This is a genomic window from Pseudomonas sp. N040 (genome assembly GCF_015637705.1).
GTDB lineage: Bacteria > Pseudomonadota > Gammaproteobacteria > Pseudomonadales > Pseudomonadaceae > Aquipseudomonas.
This window is the reverse complement of sequence record NZ_JADOBE010000002.1, coordinates 264,036-282,425: the sequence shown is the minus strand read 5'-3', so window position 1 is coordinate 282,425 and position 18,390 is coordinate 264,036. Positions and strand designations below refer to the sequence as shown.

15 protein-coding genes and 1 tRNA gene are annotated in these 18,390 nt (G+C 62.3%); 11 read left to right on the top strand and 5 right to left on the bottom strand.

From position 1 onward, the window contains the following. Positions 1–143: 143 nt before the first annotated feature. Complete coding sequence (locus ISX93_RS04165; RefSeq protein ID WP_195777449.1) at positions 144–1,580, top strand: aldehyde dehydrogenase family protein; 1,437 nt, start codon at positions 144–146, stop codon at positions 1,578–1,580. Between the two features lie 79 nt (positions 1,581–1,659). On the opposite strand, the gene ISX93_RS04160 is transcribed toward ISX93_RS04165, so the two are convergent. Next, on the bottom strand, positions 1,660–2,265 hold the full coding sequence (locus ISX93_RS04160) for a hypothetical protein (RefSeq protein ID WP_195777448.1): 606 nt from the start codon (positions 2,263–2,265) through the stop codon (positions 1,660–1,662). A gap of 166 nt (positions 2,266–2,431) precedes the next feature. Between ISX93_RS04160 and ISX93_RS04155 the strand changes: the two genes are divergently transcribed. From ISX93_RS04155 to ISX93_RS04145, 3 genes are all read left to right on the top strand, one after another. Further along, positions 2,432–3,262 carry an undecaprenyl-diphosphate phosphatase gene (locus ISX93_RS04155; RefSeq protein WP_195777447.1) on the top strand — a complete coding sequence of 277 codons (831 nt, stop codon included), beginning with the start codon at positions 2,432–2,434 and terminating at the stop codon, positions 3,260–3,262. 219 nt (positions 3,263–3,481) lie between these two features. Then, positions 3,482–4,453 carry an alpha/beta fold hydrolase gene (locus ISX93_RS04150; protein ID WP_195777446.1) on the top strand — a complete coding sequence of 324 codons (972 nt, stop codon included), beginning with the start codon at positions 3,482–3,484 and terminating at the stop codon, positions 4,451–4,453. Between the two features lie 51 nt (positions 4,454–4,504). Further along, positions 4,505–5,014, top strand: coding sequence for a DUF1993 domain-containing protein (locus ISX93_RS04145; protein WP_195777445.1), 510 nt, complete (start codon positions 4,505–4,507; stop codon positions 5,012–5,014). Positions 5,015–5,194: 180 nt separating this feature from the next. On the opposite strand, the gene ISX93_RS04140 is transcribed toward ISX93_RS04145, so the two are convergent. Further along, positions 5,195–6,235, bottom strand: coding sequence for an RNA methyltransferase (locus ISX93_RS04140; protein ID WP_195777444.1), 1,041 nt, complete (start codon positions 6,233–6,235; stop codon positions 5,195–5,197). A 64-nt stretch (positions 6,236–6,299) separates the two neighbouring features. Beyond that, complete coding sequence (locus ISX93_RS04135) at positions 6,300–7,022, bottom strand: lysophospholipid acyltransferase family protein (protein WP_195777443.1); 723 nt, start codon at positions 7,020–7,022, stop codon at positions 6,300–6,302. Between the two features lie 283 nt (positions 7,023–7,305). On the opposite strand from ISX93_RS04135, the gene ISX93_RS04130 reads away from it, so the two are divergent. Then, complete coding sequence (locus ISX93_RS04130; RefSeq protein ID WP_195777442.1) at positions 7,306–7,992, top strand: hypothetical protein; 687 nt, start codon at positions 7,306–7,308, stop codon at positions 7,990–7,992. A gap of 113 nt (positions 7,993–8,105) precedes the next feature. Here the strand turns inward: ISX93_RS04130 and ISX93_RS04125 are convergent, their stop codons facing one another. Next, positions 8,106–8,795, bottom strand: coding sequence for a crotonase/enoyl-CoA hydratase family protein (locus tag ISX93_RS04125; protein ID WP_195777441.1), 690 nt, complete (start codon positions 8,793–8,795; stop codon positions 8,106–8,108). 216 nt (positions 8,796–9,011) lie between these two features. On the opposite strand from ISX93_RS04125, the gene ISX93_RS04120 reads away from it, so the two are divergent. The 6 genes from ISX93_RS04120 to ISX93_RS17285 all read left to right on the top strand — a co-directional run bounded on the left by ISX93_RS04120 (position 9,012) and on the right by ISX93_RS17285 (position 16,557). After that, positions 9,012–9,101: transfer RNA gene (locus tag ISX93_RS04120), tRNA-Ser, on the top strand. Positions 9,102–9,628: 527 nt separating this feature from the next. Next, complete coding sequence (locus ISX93_RS04115) at positions 9,629–11,161, top strand: wax ester/triacylglycerol synthase family O-acyltransferase (RefSeq protein WP_195777440.1); 1,533 nt, start codon at positions 9,629–9,631, stop codon at positions 11,159–11,161. Continuing rightward, the gene (locus tag ISX93_RS04110) at positions 11,158–12,582 is read left to right on the top strand and encodes a wax ester/triacylglycerol synthase family O-acyltransferase (protein WP_195777439.1); all 1,425 of its coding nucleotides are present in this window, start codon (positions 11,158–11,160) and stop codon (positions 12,580–12,582) included. Before ISX93_RS04115 ends, ISX93_RS04110 begins: the two co-directional genes overlap by 4 nt. A 29-nt stretch (positions 12,583–12,611) precedes the next feature. Further along, complete coding sequence (locus ISX93_RS04105; protein WP_195777438.1) at positions 12,612–14,117, top strand: acyl-CoA synthetase; 1,506 nt, start codon at positions 12,612–12,614, stop codon at positions 14,115–14,117. Between the two features lie 2 nt (positions 14,118–14,119). Then, on the top strand, positions 14,120–15,085 hold the full coding sequence (locus tag ISX93_RS04100) for an alpha/beta hydrolase (protein ID WP_195777437.1): 966 nt from the start codon (positions 14,120–14,122) through the stop codon (positions 15,083–15,085). Next, positions 15,085–16,557, top strand: coding sequence for a wax ester/triacylglycerol synthase domain-containing protein (locus ISX93_RS17285; RefSeq protein WP_195777436.1), 1,473 nt, complete (start codon positions 15,085–15,087; stop codon positions 16,555–16,557). The genes ISX93_RS04100 and ISX93_RS17285 overlap by 1 nt, the downstream gene beginning before the upstream one ends. A gap of 90 nt (positions 16,558–16,647) precedes the next feature. On the opposite strand, the gene ISX93_RS04090 is transcribed toward ISX93_RS17285, so the two are convergent. Beyond that, positions 16,648–18,264 (bottom strand): arylsulfatase, encoded by a 1,617-nt coding sequence (locus tag ISX93_RS04090; protein WP_195777435.1) that lies wholly within the window; start codon positions 18,262–18,264, stop codon positions 16,648–16,650. Positions 18,265–18,390: the final 126 nt, after the last annotated feature.

Below are 18,390 nucleotides of genomic sequence, written 5' to 3'. Positions count from 1 at the left end.
CAGGGTGGAAAACGGCGACAGCCTGTTCCACCCTGCCTGGCAGCATCCGCCGAGCGGCGGGCAGCAAAAACAGCCGATTCGTGCTATTTGTTCTGGGCATTTTTTCCGGCTGCTCCGGTCAACCGCTATCCAGGAACCATGACATGCGCAATTACACTCATTCCTACATCAACGGCCAGTGGGTCACTCCGCTCAACGGTGGCAAGCCGTTCGAGGTGGTCAATCCGGCTACCGAAGAAGTCACCGGCTTTGTCAGCCTGTGCGACGAAGCCGATGCGATCCGTGCCATTGAAGCGGCACACGCGGCGTTCGACAGCTTTTCGCGCACATCGCTCGATGACCGTCTCGATTTATTGCAGGCGATAGTTGCCGGCTACCAGAAGCGCATGGAAGAGATGGCCGATGCCATCACCTCGGACATGGGCGCGCCGCGCAAGGGGATTTCCATCAATGTGCAGGCGCCGATCGGCCTCTGGCACCTGGCCACCACCCTCGAACTGGCCAAGACCTTCGCCTTCGAGAAGCAGCATGGCACCACGATCATTCGCCGCGAGCCGGTGGGCGTGGTGTCGATGATCACGCCGTGGAACTGGCCGATGAACCAGGTGGCCTGCAAGGTGGCGCCGGCGCTGGTGGCCGGTTGCACCATGGTGCTCAAGCCGAGCGAGAACGGCCCGGCCTCGGCCCAGCTGTTTGCCGAGATCCTGCATGAGGCCGGGGTTCCGGCCGGGGTGTTCAACATGGTGCATGGCCTGGGGCCGGAGCTGGGGCCGATCATGTCCTCGCACCCGCTGGTCGACATGGTCTCGCTGACCGGCTCGACCGCCGCCGGTGCGGCCGTGACCAAGGCCGGCGCCGACACCATCAAGGTCATGTCGCTGGAGCTGGGCGGCAAGTCGGCCAACATCATTCTCGACGATGCGCCGCTGGAGCAGGCCGTGAGCAATGGCGTGCGGCAGATGATGAGCAACAGCGGTCAGAGCTGCAACGCACCGTCGCGCATGCTGGTGCCGGCAGCCAAGCTGGCCGAGGCAGAGAAGATCGCCGCCGCCACCGCGGCGCAGATCGTCGTCGGTGATCCGCTGGACGAGCAGACCACTATCGGGCCGATCGCCCACCGTCGCCAGTACCAGCGCGTGCAGCAACTGATCCAGGCCGGTATCGACGAGGGCGCCAAGCTGGTCTGTGGCGGCGTCGGGCGTCCGCAAGGGCTGACCCGCGGTTTCTATGCCAGGCCGACGGTGTTCAGTAACGTCGACAACGGCATGTGCATCGCCCGCGAGGAAATCTTCGGCCCGGTACTGTGCATGATTCCCTACCAGGATGAAGAAGACGCCATCCGCATCGCCAACGACTGCATCTACGGGCTGTCCGGCTATGTGTATGGCGGCACCTTGGAGCATGCGCGCAACGTGGCACGGCGCCTGCGCACCGGTATGGTCCACCTGAACGGCGATGACGGCGACATGGCCGCGCCCTTCGGCGGCTACAAGCAGTCCGGCGTGGGCCGCGAGTGGGGCGCGCACGGCATCGAGGAATTCCTCGAAGTGAAGGCCATCATGGGCAACGAGCCGCTCTGAGTGGTTGCCGTTGCCGGCCCGGACGGCGCCCGTTGGGCGCCGTTTTGCTGTGTGGCGCCAGGCGGTCGCAGCCAGTGGCTCAGCAGGTCAGCGTATCGGCCGCGCGATACAGGGCCATGAGTTTCTGCGTGATGGTGCGCTGGATGTCTTCGCGCTGGAAGGTCGAAAGCCCCTTCAGCTGCGCCACTTGCAGGCGATGCAGGTTGATGTAGGGCAGCTGCTGATTGAACTCGCGCAGGTCGCCTTTGCGCAGGATCGGCAGGAATACCTCGCCCTGTTTGCGCTGGTTGCCGATGATTTGCGCCAGGGCCGGCTTGAACGGCATGGTCTTGGGGGTCGGCTGGCCTTCCTGCATCTGGTTGGTCAGCAGCAGGCCGGGTTTGCCCAGCACCACGCCGGGGATCACGCACAGGCAGGTTTTCCTGACGGCTGCCGGGTCAATGCCGTGCAGGGTGTCATGGAAGGCATACGGCGTGGGCAGCACGACCATCTTGCGGCCGTGTTCCGACGGAAAGTGCAGGTTGTAGTTGGTGTAGATCTGCTGCACCGATTCGGAGTAGACGCACAGACGGTTCTCGAACAGCTTCATGAAGCGCTCGGCCAGTTCGCGCCGGGCCATGTTGTCGAGATCCCAGACCAGATCCTGGTTTTGCGTCTGGCCAAAGCGGACTTCCTGATGCTCCATGCGGTTATCCCTACTCCTGCCGTTGGTCATTCTTGCGGCCGGCAAGGCTGACAGCGAGTGCCGGCCGGCGCAAGTCCCCCGCTGTCGATTTGGCCAGCCGCCGGGCGGGTCTGCTAGGATGCGCAGCGCCGCAATCAGGCGGGCATGGCTGAACAAAGGGGCTTACATGGATTTCTGGACCGCCTTCCAGGCGCTCATTCTTGGCATTGTGGAAGGCTTGACCGAGTTTCTGCCGGTCAGCAGCACCGGTCACCAGATCATAGTAGCGGACCTCATCGATTTTCGCGGCGAGCGCGCGATTGCCTTCAACATCATCATCCAGCTGGCGGCGATCCTGGCGGTGATGTGGGAGTACCGGCAGAAGATCCTCTCGGTCGTGGTCGGCCTGCCCAGCCAGCCCGATGCCCGGCGCTTCACCGTGAACCTGCTGGTTGCGTTCATCCCGGCGGCGCTGATCGGCCTGCTGTTTTCCAGGCAGATCCACCAGTACCTGTTCAATCCGCTGACGGTGGCCGCGGCGCTGGTGGTCGGCGGGCTGGTGATTCTCTGGGCCGAACGGCGACAGCACCTGGTCGAGGCCGAAACTGTCGACGACATGGGCTGGCAGCACGCGCTGAAGATCGGTTGTGCCCAGTGCCTGGCGCTGATTCCGGGGACCTCGCGCTCGGCCTCGACGATCATCGGCGGCCTGCTGTTCGGCCTGTCGCGCAAGGCGGCCACCGAGTTTTCCTTCTTCCTGGCGATGCCGACCATGGTGGCAGCGTCGTTCTACTCGGCCTGGAAGTACAAGGAACTGTTCCAGCCGGCCGACTTGCCGGTGTTCGCCATCGGCTTCGTCACCTCGTTCATCTTCGCCATGATCGCCGTGCGGGTCCTGCTCCGGTTTATCAGCAACCACAGCTATGCACTGTTCGCCTGGTACCGCATCGGCTTCGGCCTGCTGATCCTGGCGACCTGGCAGTTCGGCCTGATCGACTGGGCCACGGCGCAAGGCTGATCATTTAGCGGCTGGATGGAGGGCGCGCCGCCAGCCGCGTGTTCCTATCCAGGTCGTTGAAAAATGTTGGCGAGGCAGCCGAGACAAGGCGAAAACAGGCGAGAAAGCGCAGTTTACGAGTGGTAAATGAGCATTTCGAGCCTGTTTTCAACGCCGTATCGGCAACGCAGGTATTTTTTCAACGGCCTGATAGTGGCCGGGTCACCCGGGAGCTTCCTTATGCACGCCATCGAACACCAGTTGCTTGCCGTCAACGGCATCCACTTGAGCCTCTACAGCTGCGGCCCGCTGGACGGCCCGCCGGTCTGGCTGCTGCACGGTTTTCCCGAGTGCTGGCTGAGCTGGCGCAAGCAGATGCCGGCGCTGGCCGAGGCGGGTTACCGGGTGCTGGCGCCGGAAATGCGCGGCTATGGCCAGAGCAGTGCCCCCGCGGCAATTGCCGACTATGACCTGCTGACCTTGTGCGGCGACATCCAGGCAGCCATGGACCTGCTCGGCCAGCAGCAGGTGTGCATGGTCGGCCACGACTGGGGCGCGCCGGTGGCCTGGCACCTGGCGCTGCTCGAGCCGCAGCGGGTGCGCGCGGTGGTCGGCATGTCGGTGCCCTTTGGCGGGCGGCCGAAGAGCCCGATCATCGACACGCTCAAGCGGGTGTATGCCGGGCGCTTCAACTACATCCTGTATTTCCAGGAGCCCGGCGTGGCCGAACAGGAACTGGACGCCGATATCCCGCGCACCCTGCGCCTGATGATGCACAACTGGTCGGCGGCGGTGGGCAAGGAGCTGTTCTGGCAGGACAAGCCGCCGACGGCGGGGCTGCTGGATGGTCTGCAGGAAGTTGATCAGCCGCCGCCCTGGTGCGAGCCGGAGGCGTTTGCCGGCTATGTGGCGACCTATATCGCGCATGGCTTTCGCGGCCCGCTCAACTGGTACCGCAACTTCGAGCGCAACTGGCAGCGCACCGCGCACCTGCACGGTGCGCGCATCAGCCAGCCGGCCCTGTTCCTGCTGGGCGACCAGGACCCGGTGGGGGTGCTGGAGGCCTATACCATCCAGCAGATGCCCAAAGTGGTGCCGCAACTGCACAGCCGGGTGCTGGAGAATTGCGGGCACTGGTTGCAGTGCGAGGCTCCGCAGCAGGTGAATGCCCAGTTGCTGGCGTTTCTGAGCGAACATTTTCCGGTGCCATAGCCTGTCATTGGCTAGGCTGGGTTTCACTCCATTCATCAAGGGAAGATCATCATGTCACTGACCATGTACCAAGCCTCCGTTCCACAGTTCCTGCGCATGCTGGGCAATCTGGCGAGCATTCTTGAGAAGGCGGAAAGCTGGGCCGCCGAGAAGAAAATCGACCCTGCGGTGCTGCTCAATATGCGCCTGGCACCCGATATGTTCCCGCTCAAGCGGCAGTTGCAGATCGCCACTGATTCGGCCAAGGGCTGTGCTGCCCGACTGGCCGGGGTGGCTATTCCCAGCTACCCGGATACCGAGGAGACCTTCGCCGAGCTGAAGGCGCGCCTGCAGAAGACCATCGACTTTCTCGCCAGCTTCACCCCGGCGCAGATCGACGGCAGCGAGGACAAGGCCATTGTCCTGAACTTCCCGAGCATGGAGCTGAAGTTCAGCGGTCGCGATTACCTGTTCCAGTTCGTCCAGCCGAACTTCTATTTCCACCTGACCACGGCCTACGCCATCCTGCGCCACAACGGCCTGGATATCGGCAAGATGGATTTTATCGGGCGCCCGGCCTGATTGGTCCATTGGTTACTGGAGCGGATCAAGGCAGCATTTTTCAGGGCTAGGCATTATCGGTAGGAGCGAGCTTGCTCGCGATCCAGGCCGCACAAGAGCATCGCGAGCAAGCTCGCTCCTACCCGCACGTTGATGTTCTTGTTCGCTCCTGGCCCGATGCGGGCGAGGAGCGCAGGTGAACTAGCCCTGCGGTCGCCGCAACCGGCTGGTATTGACCAGCTCCACGGCGCGGGCCCGCAGCTGCCCGCAGCCGCCGTCGATGTCCTGGCCGGCGGAGTTGCGTACCTTGGTCAGCACCCCGCGGCTGTGCAGGTAGCGCACCATTTGCACGATGCGCTCACCCGCCGGGCGCTGGAATTCGTCGGCTTCCAGGCTGTTGTAGGGAATCAGGTTGAGTACCGCGTACTTGCCCTTGAACAGGCGCAGGATGCCGTCCATTTCTTCCTGACTGTCGTTGATCCCGGCTAGCAGCGTCCACTGGTACTGGATCGGGTAATCCACCGCACGGGCATAGGCCTCGCCCAGTTCCATCAGTTCTTCCGGGTCGATGCGCGGCGCGCGTGGCAACAGCTGCTGGCGCAGTTCGGCATTGCTGGTGTGCAGCGACAGGGCCAGGGCCGGCTTGACCCGTTGCTGCGGCAGGCGCTCGAACACCCGCGGGTCGCCGACGGTGGAAAACACCAGGTTCTTCTGGCCGATGCCGCCCTCGGTGCCGAGCAGGTCGATGGCCTCCAGCACGTTGTCGAGGTTGTGCGCCGGTTCGCCCATGCCCATGAACACGACTTTCTTCACCGGGCGGAAGCGCCGGGCGAGGGCGACCTGGGCGACGATCTCGGCGCTGCCCAGCTGGCGCAGCAGGCCGCTCTTGCCGGTCATGCAGAACACGCAACCCACCGCGCAGCCCACCTGCGAGGACACGCAGAGGCCGCCACGTGGCAACAGCACGCTCTCGACCATCTGGCCGTCGGCCAGTTCGACCAGCAGGCGCGCCGAGCCGTCGCCGGCCGGGTGTTCCGAGCGCAGGCGCAACAGTGCGTCGAGTTGCCCGGTTAGCGCCGGCAGGCCATTGCGCACGCTCAGTGGCAGGAAGTTCTCGGCCTGCTGGTGGCGCGTGCCGGTATCCAGCGGCAGGCCGCGCAGCCAGGCACGGCTGATCCGCCCGATATGCAGGGGTTTGGCGCCGAGTTCGGCAAGCTGCTGGTTAACGTCGAAGATGCGCATGGGGCGCGCATGCTACCACTGCGTTCGGCTGGCGGGAAAACACCGCAGCGGCCGGTCGTGTCGCTCAGGCGCCGGCCAGTTGCCGGTCCAGCTGCTCGATGCAGGTTTGCATCTGCGCCTGGCAGCGCTCCATCAGTTGCGGCATGTCGGCCAGGGTCAGGCCCCGGGTGGAAATCTCCGGCAGCGAACGGATCATCACGCCGCCGGCATTCCAGCTGTTCAGGCGCATCGCCTGCGCATAGTTGCTGACGCACACCGGGATGATCGGTACACCGGCGGCAATCGCCATCTGGAACGCGCCTTTCTTGAATGGCAGCAAGCCCTTGCCGAGGTTGCGCGTACCTTCGGGGAAGACCCAGATCGAGGTGTCCTGCTGCTGCAGGGTTTCGCTGGTGGTGAGCATGGCCTGCCTGGCCTGTTGCGCATTGCCGCGGTCGATCAGCACATTGCCGGCTAGCCAGTACAACTGGCCGAAGAACGGCACCCATTTCAGGCTCTGCTTGCCGATGCTCACGGTGCGCCGCGGCACCACGCTGCCGACCACGAACAGGTCGTAGTTGGACTGGTGATTGGCAATGATCACGCAGGAGCGCTGGTGCTCCAGCAGGCCCTGGACGTCGGCATCCAGTTTCAGGCGCAGGATGAACAGCGCGGGCAGGGAGTAGAGGCGGGCGCAGATCCGGCTGTTGTCCGGATTGAACGGGCGGCAGAGGCCGAGAAGCAGGCCGAGCACGCCGGCGATGACGAACAGCAGCCCCATCAGGAACATACGCAGGATAAACAGCATGGGCTGGCTCGCGGCAAAGGGGCGCGCAGTTTACGGGTGTTCACTGTGCAGCACAAACCGGCCTCAAGCGCATGCCTTCCGGCAGATGCAAACCAGATCAACCTGCTTTGTAGCCATGGGTCACAAATCCGCTCAGCCACGCGCGCGGCCGCTGGCTAATCCAGGCGGCAGAGTGCCTAATCGATTGGCGACCAGTTGTCAGCTTTATGACCATTCAGTCGCCCAAGAACTATTCTGCAAAAAGGTGCTGCGGTAAGGCTGCCTTTCACATGAGGTAATTCACATGAACATGCATAGAACCCTGCTGGCAATTGCGATTGCGGCAACCCTGAGCAATGCCCTGACCCTGATACCGGCCGACGTCGTCGGCTCGTCCAGCGCCTTCGCCCGTGACGGCGGTGGTGGTGGTGGTGGTGGTGGTGGTGGTGGCGGTGGCGGCGGTGGCGGTGGTAACGGCGGCGGTGGCGGAAATGGCGGCGATGGTGGCGGCCACGGTGGCAATGGCGGTGGCCAGGGTGGTGGCCATGGTGGCGAGGGCGGCAACTCCGGGCACGGCGGCGATGACGGCGGTACTTCCGGTCGCTCTGGTGATGCTCCCGGCCATTCTGCGGGTGACGAAGATGGCCCCGGTCATGGCCAGGCTACGTCCGCAGCGGCGCATACCGAAGGCCTGAGCGGCACCGCCAAGGCGGCGGCGGTGGTGGGTACCACCCCGGCGGCTGATCGGGCTTATGGCCTGCACGCACAAACGGACGATGATGACGACACGGATGACGGCGCTACCGATGGTGATGACGACAGCGGTGACGACGGCGCGACCGACGGCGACGACAGTGGCGATGACGGTGCCACTGACGGCGATGACGACAGCGACGATGACGGCGCTACCGATGGTGACGACGACTCGGATGATGGCGACGACGGCACCGATGATGGTGATTCCGGTACCGATGGCTCCACTGACCAGTAGTCGTCAGGTCGACAGCGCCAGCACGAGTGTCAGCTGTGCGGCGTGATCGGCCAGCCCCGTGAAACGAACAAGCCCGGCACTGCCGGGCTTGTTCGTTGATGGCCGCGGGAAAACTAGAGCGTGCCCTGGCTATCCAGCTGGATGAACTTATCGAGGTTATCCAGCAGGGCCTGGCGCACTTTCAGCTTGGTGTTGCGGTGGGCGGTCATGTTGATCTTCTTCAGTTGCTGGGCGGCAGCCAGGGCCGCAGCCTGCAGTTCCTCGACGGCAACCACCTTGTCGAGGAAGCCGGCTTCCAGCGCCGCCTGCGGGTTGAACATCTCGCCGTTGATCACCGTGCGCTGGAAGGCCGTCTTGCGCAACCGGTCGCGCGCCAGCTCGATACCCACATGGTGCATGGTGATGCCGATCTGTACTTCATTCAGGCCGATGCTGAACGGCCCATCGACGCCGATGCGGTAGTCCGCCGAGAGCAGGATGAATGCGCCCTTGGCAACGGCATGGCCCGGGCAGGCCACGATAATCGGGAACGGGTGGGCGAGCATGCGCCGCGCCAGGGTCGAACCGGCCGTCACCAGCGCAATCGCGTTGGCCGGACCGGAAGTCATGACCTTGAGGTCATAGCCGCCGGACAGGATGCCCGGCTGGCCGGTGATGATCACCACTGCACGATCCTGTTCCGCGCGATCCAGCGCGGCATTGAAAGCGGCGATCACGTCCGGGGAAACCGCGTTGACCTTGCCGTTGCACAGGGTCAGGGTGGCGATACCGTCTTCGAGTTGATAGGCGACCAGATCAGTCATGGCAGAGTTCCTCAAGTTGAAGTGGCGCTGACCATACGCAAGCCCCGGCATGCGGTAAAGGTTTCCGACGGGGTGCCGGCCTGGTTTGTCAGGGCAGCCTGCGATTCTGCCCAATTCGCGGCATAACAGCATGAATCTGCTGTAAAAACCTTTTGCCTTCGGCAGGCCTTTCGGCTAAATTGGCGCGCCTCGAAGGACTGCGGTCCGGCGAGCACCGGTGAAGTGTCCGAGCGGTTGAAGGAGCACGCCTGGAAAGTGTGTATACGAGAAATCGTATCAAGGGTTCGAATCCCTTCTTCACCGCCATATACAAAAAGCCCCGACTCGTTCGGGGCTTTTTCGTTCACGCGGCAGTTGCCCCAGGCGTCATGAGTCGTCGGTCCTGGCGCGCCACGCTCCTGGTCGTGGAGTTGAGCCTGGTTCTCCCTTCCGGTCGCCGCAGGTTGCTTGCGCAGCGGTCGCCACCCGTGGCCAGCAAGAGTTTAAATTTGAACTGATTACATGTTTGGCCTTAACCTGCAGCCATTGGGCGTGCGAAGGTCGCCGGTCAGGCTGTGCAAAAACTGCTGTGCTTGACTATGCGGCGTTCAAAGCAGGCCCAAAAGGCTCATTTTCACCGCGTAAACTGCGCTTTTTTGCCTGTTTTCGCCTTGCCTGACCTTCGCTCGCGGGGTTTTCACAGGGTCTGCGGTGTCGGGCTGGTCGCGGTTTCACAACGAATCGGCCGGAAGTGCTGCCTGGGCGTGCATGGGCAGCTAGACTAACTGCTCTGTCCAGGGTCTTTTCCGGCAGATGGAAGCCAGGTTCCGAGTGCAGGGCGAGCTGCTGGGCACATGCCGCACGGCAGTACCCTTGCCAGGGTGCTTCGGATTGGCAAGTGCCGTACTGTGGATCCGCCATTCTGCATAGAGACTGAGCCGCAATCCGTACGAGGTGCACGCATGAAAAGGATGAGTGGGGCAGATGCATTCATGCTCGGGATGGAAACGTCGCGGGTCTACATGCATACCTTCAAGATCGCCATCATCGATCCGAGCACGGACCCGGACGGCTGGTCTTTCGAGAAGTACGCACGGGATATCGAAAGCCGGGTACATCTGGTCCCGCTGTTCCGTTGGAAGTACGCGCCTGCGCCGCTGGGGCTGGGGCATCCCTACTGGGTCGAGGACCCGGATTTCAATCTGGCTTACCACCTGCGCCGAGTCGCCTGCCCATCTCCCGGGGACCACAAGGCCCTTTGCCAATTCATGTCGCAGGTCTACGCCTACAAGCTGGACCGTGATCGCCCGCTGTGGATGCAATGGGTGGTCGAGGGCCTGGAGGGCGGCAAGGTGGCGCTGGTGATGATCGTGCACCATGCCTATGTGGATGGTGTCGGTGCCGGCTGGATGCTGAAGCAGTTCTACCGGCCCCTGCCGGCGGATCACCTGAAGCATATTCCAGCCTGGAATCCCGAGCCTTATCCATCCTGGCTGCGCCGTTTTGCCACTTCTCTGCGTGATCTGCCGGGTTTCATGTTCAGCAATCTGCCCAGGGTGGTCAGTGGTTTGCGGCAGAAGCGGGCGCTTGAACGGAGCATCAGGCTTTCCGGCAAGCCGGCCCATCCCAACTTTACACAGATGCACAAGACGCCCATCAATGTGGTGCTCAGTGCGGGCCGCACCTTTGTCTGCGAAAGCATTCCGTTCAGCAGGCTGCAGGCCGTCAGCAAGCATTTCAAGGTGACTATCAATGATGTCTTCGTCGCCTGCTCAGCGGGTGCGGTCCGCCATTTGTTGCTCTCGAAAAACTTCGATGCCAATCAGCGTCCGCTGATCGCCGGTACGCCGTTCGCCGGGGAGCGCCCGGAAGGCATGGAGGGCCTGGGCAATTTCGCCTCGGCCGATTTCTGTTGGTTGCGCTCTGATATTGCCGATCCGCTCAAGCGCTTGCTGGCGACTCAAGAAGCAAACGACGCGATGAAGGAACACATGGCCGAGGTCAAGGCGGCCGGTGCCGACATCAATGCCCTGATGAACATTCTGCCGAACTGGGCTATCAACCTGACACGTTACCTGATCAAGAAAAAACAGGGCGCCATCGGTTTCTTCGGCAACGTGGGCTTGTCCAATGTACCCGGCCCCAGAGAGCCGCTGTTCCTGGATAAGTGGAAGGTAGAGAACTGGTTTTCCACCGGCATGATCATGGACGGCACGGCGCTCAACATGACCCTCTGGAGTTATGCCGGCAAAGCCAATCTGTGCATCCTCACGGACCCTGCGGTGCTCGCCGATGGCTGGGTACTGTTCAACTACTTTGTCGCAGAGCTTGAAGCACTGGAAGCTCTGGTCGACCACAACTGCATGCCTGCGGAGACCGTCGCATGATCAGGATAAACCCGCTGGACCTGTCTTTCCTGCTGCTGGAAAACGCTACCCGCAGGATGCACATGACCGCCTTCATGATGTTCACCAAGCCCGCCGCGCAGAAGGCCACCTTTGTGCCGAAGCTGGTCGAGGCGTATCGCAACAGCCAGGCCGTTGCGCCGTTCAATCGCAAGCTGAAGTGGCTGGGGCAGGGGGTCGCAGCCTGGGAAACCGTGACGCCTGACATGAGCTACCACGTGCGCTATATCGCGATTCCAGCGCCGGGCAGCATGGAACAGTTTTACGAGACCATCTCCTTTCTCAATACCAGCCTGCTCGATCGCGGCCACCCGCTGTGGGAGTGCTACGTGATCGACGGCATCCAGGGTGATCGCTTCGCGGTGATGATCCGCGTGCACCATGCGCTGATCGATGGCGAAGGTGGCCTGCAGGTGATGCGCAATGCGCTGAGCGATTCGTCGCGCAACAAGCGTTTGGGTGCACCGTGGATGGCGCCCGAGAAGAAGGTCGACAAGCCGCGCCGCGTGCGGCCCACTGCCTCGCAGATGGAAAAGGTGCAGGCGCTGTTCCAGCGTCTGGTCAAACTGCCCAATGATCTGATCGGCATGGGCAGCGAAGTGGTCAGCCTCGGCGCGCAATCGCTCAATCTCAAGCCCAGAGGGGCTTCCCTGCCGTTTACGGCGCCGCGCAGCCTGTTCAACCAGACCGCCAAATCGGCCGCCCGGGTTTACGCCAACATCGAGCTGCCACTGGATGAGGTCAAAGCCCTCGCCAAGGCCACCGGCACTTCGCTCAATGATGTGGTCATGACCCTGATCGATCAGGCCTTGCATGATTACCTGCGTGAACATCAGGCCGACACCAGCAAACCGCTGGTTGCACTGATGCCGATGTCGCTGCGTGACGAGGCAGGCGGCAGCGGCGGTAACCAGGCGGCGATCGAGCTGATTGCCATGGGCCAGCCCGAAGCCGCGATCAGCCAGCGTCTGCAGCAGATAAATGCCGCGACGCAATCGGCCAAGGCCAAGGGCCGCGGCATGCAAAAGCCGGTGCGTCAGGTTTACAGCATGATGCTGATGGGCAGTCTGGCGCTGATCGATACGCTGCCACTGTTCGGCAAGGCGCCGAGTGCCAACCTGGTGATCTCGAACATGAAGGGCCCGGCTGAGCAGCTGTATCTCGGTGGCGCTCCCATGGTGGCTTTCCATGGCCTGCCGATCTTGCCGCCCGGTGCCGGGCTGAATATCACCTTTGCCAGCGTCAACCAGGACATCTGCCTGGCCGTTGGCGCCGCGCCCGAAGCCGTGCATGACCCTTATCGCCTGACCACGCTGATCCAGCAGGCTTTGAGCATGCTGCAGACTGAGGTTTCAGGGCCAAAGGCAAAGGCCCCGCGCCGCTCATCCAAGGCAAGTGCGTAATTCCAAATCCAAGAAGGTCGGAGACCCACATGAAAAATATCGGCGTCATGCTCAAGCAGCGAGCAACTGTATCTCCCCAGCTGGAGGCCTATGTCGAGCCTTCGACCGGGGTGCGCGTCAATTACCGGGAGATGAATGCGCGGGTCAACCAGTGCGCCAGCGTGCTGCGCACGCTCGATGTGTGCAAAGGCGATCGCGTCGCGCTGCTGATGCCCAACAGCTTGGAGTTCTGCTGCCTGTTCTATGCGGCGGCGAAGATCGGCGCGGTGGCCGTACCACTGAATACCCGGCTGACGGCAGCGGAGCTGGAGTTCATCCTGTCCGACAGCGGCAGCGCGGTGCTGGTCTACGGTGATGTCTTTGCCGAGACGGTAGCGGCCATCCGTGCCGGCAGCAGCCATCCGTGCACGGTTCGCGAGTGGGTTGCGGCGACCTCGCTGCAGGCCCGCCTGGAAGCGGCCGATGCCAGCGAACCAACGGTGGTTGCCGGCGGCAGTGACAACGTCTTCATCATGTACACCTCCGGAACCACCGGCAATCCGAAGGGCGTGGTGCATACCCATGACTCGGTGAATGCCGCCGCCAGCGCCTGGTCAATGACCGTGGATGTGCGCTACGAGGACCGCATACTGCTGCCGCTGCCGATGTTCCATGTGGCAGCGCTGACCACGGTGATCTTCTGTGCCATGCGCGGCATCAGCCTGATCTCGATGCCGCAGTTCGATCCGATGAAGGTCTGGCAACTGATCGTCGATGAGCGCGTATCGATTGGCGGCGCGGTTCCGGCGATCCTCAACTTCATGCGTCAGGTGCCGCAGTTCGCCGAACTGGATGCGCCGAATTTCCGCTACTTCATCACCGGTGGCGCACCGATGCCCGAGGCGCTGATCAAGATCTACGCCGCGAAGAACATGCAGGTGGTGCAAGGCTACGCGCTGACCGAGTCCTGCGGTGGCGGCACCCTGCTGCTCAACCAGGATGCCTTGCGCAAGGTTGGCTCGGCCGGGCGTGCCTGCATGTTTGCCGATCTTGCCGTACGCGACGAGCATGGCGTGATCAGCGAGAAGGGCGAAGGTGAGGTGGTGCTGCGTTCGGATTTCCTGCTCAAGGAATACTGGAACCGCCCCGACGCGACCCGCGAGGCCTTCGACAATGGCTGGTTTCGCACCGGCGATATTGGCGAGATCGACGACGAGGGCTACCTGTACATCAAGGACCGCATCAAGGACATGATCATTTCCGGCGGCGAGAACATCTATCCGGCCGAGATCGAGAGCGTGATCATCGGGATACCCGGGGTTGGCGAAGTGGCCGTGATCGGTCTGCCCGACGAGAAGTGGGGCGAAATTGTCTGCGCCATTGTGGTGGCTGACCAGACCAAGACCAACGACGCCGAGATCATTGCTTACTGCGGGGAAAGGCTGGCGCGCTACAAATTGCCGAAGAAAGTCCTGTTTGTTGAAAGCATTCCGCGCAACCCGTCGGGCAAGATCCTCAAGCGGGTGCTGCGCGACCAGTACATCAGGAGTACCTGAGCATGATGCAAAGCTGGCAGACCGACCTGCTCAACCTGCAACTGAGCTTGAGCGTGAAACCGTTGTTTCGTTTCCTCGGTTCGGTTGACCGCGTCCGGAGCATGGTCAAAGTGATGGATCTGACGGTGGGGCGGCTCGCTATTCCGGGTGGTACTGTGCGCAGGAAGGTCAATATTCCGGGAGCGCCCTTCGAGGCAGAGTGGGTCTGCCACGACGACAAGCCGAAGAGGCGGGTGATCCTCTACCTGCCGGGTGGCGCGTACATCTTGCGCATGCCCAACACCCATACGGGCATGGTCAGCCGCTTGTGCCGCCTGGCGGACGCCAAGGCGCTGATGGCCTATTACCGGCTGGCGCCCGAGCATCCATTCCCGGCCTGTCTGGACGATGCGCTGCTGGCGTACAAATGGTTGCTCAGGAAAGGCTATGCCGCTGAACAGATTGTCATTGCCGGTGATTCCGCCGGCGGCGGCCTGACCCTGTCGCTGTTGCTGGCGATACGGGATGCGAGGCTTCCCACCCCGGCTTGCGCCTACATGCTTTCACCGCTGCTGGACGTCAGCGACAGCGCAGCTTCGCGCTGGAAAAATGCGGCCAGCGACAAGGCCTTGCCGGCTGCCCATCAACGCGCGATCAATCCGCGGGTGCTCTACGTGGGTGATTACGCCATTGATGATCCGGGGGTTTCCCCGCTGTTCGGCGATTACCACGACTTGCCGCCCCTGTATGTGCAGGTCAGTGACTCCGAGATGCTGCTCGACGACAGCCTGCGCATGGCGCGGCGCGGGCATACCTACCAGGTCGAGGTCAAGGTGGATATCTGGCGCAAGGTGCCGCATGTCTGGCAGGCGTTTGCTTTCCTGCCGGAGAGCCACGATGCGCTGGGCAAGGCTGCCGATTTCATCCGGCAGAAGATCCCGGTGAAATTTGCCAAGAGACACAAAGTCAACCTGCGGGAGTCCGCCTAGTGGCCGTTTACCAAGTCGACAGTGAAGACGCGAACTTTCTCTTCCTGGAGAAAACGGAAAGTCCCACCCACATCAGCCTGATCTACCTGTATGACCAGTCGACTCTGGGGGATGGCGTGGTGCGCTTTACCCAGATCCGCCAGCACATTTCCAACCGGCTGAACTCGGCACCGGTTTTCCGGCGGAAGATTAGACGCACCCCGGGCAATATTGACTACCCCTACTGGGAGGAAGACCGCAAGTTCGATCTGGATTTTCATGTGCGTCACCTGGCTTTGCCCAAACCCGGCGACTGGCGACAGTTCTGCATCCTGGTTTCACGCCTGCATTCGCGGCCGCTGGATCTCAGTCGGCCCCTCTGGGAGCTGTATGTCATTGAAGGGCTGGAGAATGTCGAGGGCTGTCCGCCGAACTCGTTTGCCCTCTATCTCAAGGTTCATCACGGCGCCATGGATGAATTCACCGCCCAGGAGTTGATGCAGTCCCTGCACTTGCACAAACCGGACAGGCGCCAGCACGAAGCCTCGCAGCAACAGGTTTCACACCTGCTGGCGCTGGCGCCGTCGCCTTCGCAAATGGTTGTGCGTGGCCTGATCAACAACACGCGGCGCAGTGCCCAGTTCGCTGCGCAACTGATCACCAACTGGGGCAGCCTGGGCAAGGTGGCAGCCGGCCTGGCGATCCGGCTGGCCCATCGGGCCGTCGATGGCGAAAGTGTCTCGGGTGCGCCGACGACGCGTTTCGCTGCGCCGCTGAGCTCCTCGCGGGTATTCGAGGGCGGCTTCTACGATCTGGCCCTGCTCGAGCGCTATGCCGCGCTGGTTCCCGGGGCAACCGTGAGCCACGCGGTCCTGGCCATTTGCGGCGAAGCCATGCGTGCCTACCTGCAAGGTCTGGGCGAGTTGGGCGAGCTGCCGCTGCAGGCCATGCTGGCCGTGAATGTGCGCAACGCCGGCGGGCATGCCCTGATCGGCAACAATATTGCCGTCACGCAGATTGCACTGAATACCGATATGGATTTTCCGCTGCCGCGGCTGCAGGCGATTTACCTCACGCAACCCGAGGTGCACAGCATCGAGTCACAGGAACTGACCGGCTTCAGGCTGCGCTCGCTCTACGAGAACCTGCCGGCACCGCTGATGGCCTGGCTGGGCAAGAATGCCAACAGTGAAAACAGTGTTCACCGGGAAGTACTGTCGGCGGGTAACTGCGGCGTCACTGAGATGTCCGGCTCGAAGAAGCCGCTTTATCTGATGGGCGCGCGCCTGCTTGGTTTCAGCGGGATTCCGCCGCTCTACAGTGGCTGCGGGCTGATGTTCAGCGCCAGCACCTATTGCGACCGCATCGGCCTGACGTTCGTCTCCGACCGGCACATGATGCCCGACCCGCGGGTCATGCGCAGTTGCCTGGACGCCGCGGTTGCGCAGGTCGAGCGTTTTCTGAGCGAGGAGCGCCAGAGTCGCAGCGCCTGAAGCGCGAAGCGCAGGCAATCGTCCTGCGGCGTTGCAATGAACAAGGGGGCGATCATCGCCCCCTTGTTCATGCTGTTGCCAGCTGTCGTGCTACTCGCCCTTCGAGCCCCAGCTGGTCAGGTTGCTCAGGGATTTCATCTTCTCCAGCAGCGGTTTGACCCCTTCTAGCTGCTTGACCATCTGCGAGGCCTTGTAGGTCTGGTAGTTGAAGTTGGCCGGATTGATGCTCTGGCCTTCCTGGAACGGGTACTGCGGGAAGGTGTTGATGAAGGCTTCCAGCTCCTTGCGAATCGGTACACCGATCCACAGCATGTCGGCTGCCCAGCGCATGTACATGAGCGATTCGTAGGGAGCGGTTTCGTAGGGATCTTCCTTCAGATTGGTCACGGTTGCCCAGTTGGTCACCGTGCGTGTGCCGGTGGCGATGTCGCCGTTGACCGCAGCGAAACTGACCTTGAAGTCGTTCCAGCGCACGGCATTGAGCTCGCCACCCTGACCAAAGTAGTAATACGACTCGCGCGGTACTTTCGGTACTTCACCTTTGAAGTACGGCAGATAGTTGTAGCCGTCCAGATGCACGCGGTAGTCCTTGCCGTTTACCTTGGTGCCCTTGGCCAGGTCAGCCACCAGGTTGTCGTTGCCGGCAGCCGCAACGAAGGTCGGCATCCAGTCGTTGTGCGCGATCATGTCGTTGTAGAATGTGCCCGGCTTGATCACACCCGGCCACTTGACCAGCAACGGCACACGGTGGCCGCCCTCGAAGGAGGTGCCTTTCTCGCCATGGAACGGACTGGTGCCGCCATCCGGCCAGGTGAACTTCTCGGCGCCGTTGTCGGTGCTGTACATGACGATGGTGTTGTCGGCGACTTTCAACTCATCCAGCTTGTCCAGCAGCTCGCCAACCATGGCGTCATGCTCGGCCATGCCGTCCGGATACAGGCCCTTGCCGGTCTTGCCCTGCCACTCCTTGGACAGATGGGTCCAGACGTGCATGCGCGTGCTGTTGAACCAGACGAAGAACGGCTTGTCGGCCTTGACCGCCTTTTCCATGAAGTTCTTGGTGTTGGCGAGGATTTCCGAGTCGATAGTCTCCATGCGCTGGCGGGTCAGCGGGCCGGTGTCCTCGATCTTGCCGTCGGCGAAGGAGTGGATCACCCCGCGCGGACCATATTTTTTGAGGAATTCCGGGTCTTTCGGGTAGTAGTAGGTTTCCGGTTCTTCTTCGGCATTCAGGTGGTAGAGGTTGCCGAAGAACTCGTCAAAGCCATGGGCGGTGGGCAGGTGCTTGTCCTGGTCGCCAAGGTGGTTCTTGCCGAACTGCCCGGTGGTGTAGCCCTGGTCCTTCAGCGCGTCGGCCATGGTCGGCGCCCAGTCCGGAATGCCCTGGTCGCTGCCGGGAAAGCCGACGGTCAGCAGGCCGGTGCGGAACGGGTGTTGGCCGAGGATGAACGCAGAGCGCCCGGCGGTGCAGGACTGCTCGCCATAGGCGTCGGTGAACAAGGCACCCTGCTGGCCGATGCGGTCGATGTTCGGCGTGCGGAAACCCTGAATGCCGTGGTTGTAGAGGCTGATGTTGTGCACACCAATGTCATCGCCCCAGATCACCAGGATGTTTGGCTTGTCGGCGGCCTGGACCGCCGCGGCGAGGGACAGGCAGGAGGCGGCCACTAGGGCCAGGCTGGGCAGCAAGTTTCGTTTGAGAGGCATCGGAAGATTCTCCAGGGTGGCGTGTGATTGGGTGGCGGGCACCCGGTTTGTTCTTGTTGAATTCACAAAGCAGGCTGAGCGTGGCAATGAACGGTGGAAAGCGCAAATGACATTCCCGCCATTCAT